General features: G+C 39.1%; 1 protein-coding gene. It reads right to left on the minus strand.

The window, feature by feature from the left end:
- Positions 1 to 136: 136 nt before the first annotated feature.
- Positions 137 to 427: YgiW/YdeI family stress tolerance OB fold protein (locus BIT28_RS29815; RefSeq protein ID WP_217696629.1), on the minus strand; the 291-nt coding region annotated here is incomplete at its 5' end.
- Positions 428 to 1605: the final 1178 nt, after the last annotated feature.

Consider the following 1605-nt stretch of genomic DNA (forward strand, 5'->3'; position numbering starts at 1 on the left):
TGCATAGGCTAACGGTTCTCGCTCGACTGAGCCCGTAGAGGACTTTCACCTCCTAGAACAACGCCATGCTCGGCGCACAATTAAAAAGACCGCCAAGTGGCGGTCTTTATTGTATTGTTTACTTTTGTCACGTAGATTAAATCGACAATAAGGTGATTCGTTTGACATCAAAGTGAGGTTTTGAGAAGAATTCATTTTCATACTCACCAGTAATTCTCACTTTATCCTTATCAGAGAAGGACTCAACATTATCAGCTCTAATGTTTACAGTAATTTCATCGGCACCATCTGTAAACAAGAACGTTTTATCATTGACTTGCTTAATAATATAACCTTCTAACGTAAAACTCTGGTCTTCAAACCAACTATCTTTTTCTGATAATTCTGCGATAGTGACCAAATCGATTGGTCCCGTATAATTAATGCTNGTTTTATCATTGACTTGCTTAATAATATAACCTTCTAACGTAAAACTCTGGTCTTCAAACCAACTATCTTTTTCTGATAATTCTGCGATAGTGACCAAATCGATTGGTCCCGTATAATTAATGCTAGACTGAGCTACAGTATGATGCTCACCCTTATCATCTTTACCATCATGACCACCATCAGATGCCAGCGCTGCACCGGAACCAATCAATAAAGTAGAAAGAATAGCAACGGCGGCTACAGATTTATTTTTTTCCACCCGAATGTTATTGATTTTTTCTTTTGTTTGTTCGACTAAATTTTTAATGTTCATATACAGCCCTAACTATTGATTCCTATTTTCTTTTGATCTGTATTTTACAGAACACAGCTTAATGCTTAGTTAACCCATAATTCACATTACGTTCAGGTCTATCAAACAGCGGTAAAGGCGTAACATCACACAGAAGTCATCATACTCTCAAAAACAGGTACCTGTTATGTTAAATCTAACTGGCATGATCGTGTAACAGACTGAGACAAGAAAGGCCGCCTTGGGCGACCTTCCTACGATTTGGTTTACGGGCGTTATGTTCAACTAAAGGAGTTCACCGATAAAAAACAACGCGACCATTTTTTACAACCACTTGCTCAATAACTCCATCAGACCATAAAGTATAAAAGAATGAGCAGTGTTTAAGTTTAATCTTATCAATAATTAGTAAAGTTCGAATCATAAGCTTTTGTAACAAAAATGTGGCCTCCACTTCTCCCTACAAGGGTTAACGAAGGCTATATCTCATAAAGGAAAAACGAAAGGTACAAAACTACCAATATAAAAAACATGAAACCCAGCTTCGTCCTCTTGTTTCGCTAAGTACCATTTATGTTAAATAACCTGGATTTTAACGAAAATTGCTGACGCGCTGCGCTTGCCGGACGAGCACCGGTGTTAGATGAATACTCGCTTCGGCTCACATTGCTCGAACCCCGTCACTCATCTTGAAAACGGACATTGGCTAATTGCAGTACTGCAATCCTGGGGGGAGTTTTTTAGCATGCTAAAACAGAGAGACCTCGGGCTGTAACACGCTCCAGCCCGAAAACGTTTGGTCAGTTGCGTATTCCGGCGATTGTGATCTAGGATTCCGTTTTTTTTCGATCACCTTTTTACCCTCTTTTTCTCTACCCTTATTT

The organism is Photobacterium proteolyticum (genome assembly GCF_001939735.1).
GTDB lineage: Bacteria > Pseudomonadota > Gammaproteobacteria > Enterobacterales > Vibrionaceae > Photobacterium > Photobacterium proteolyticum.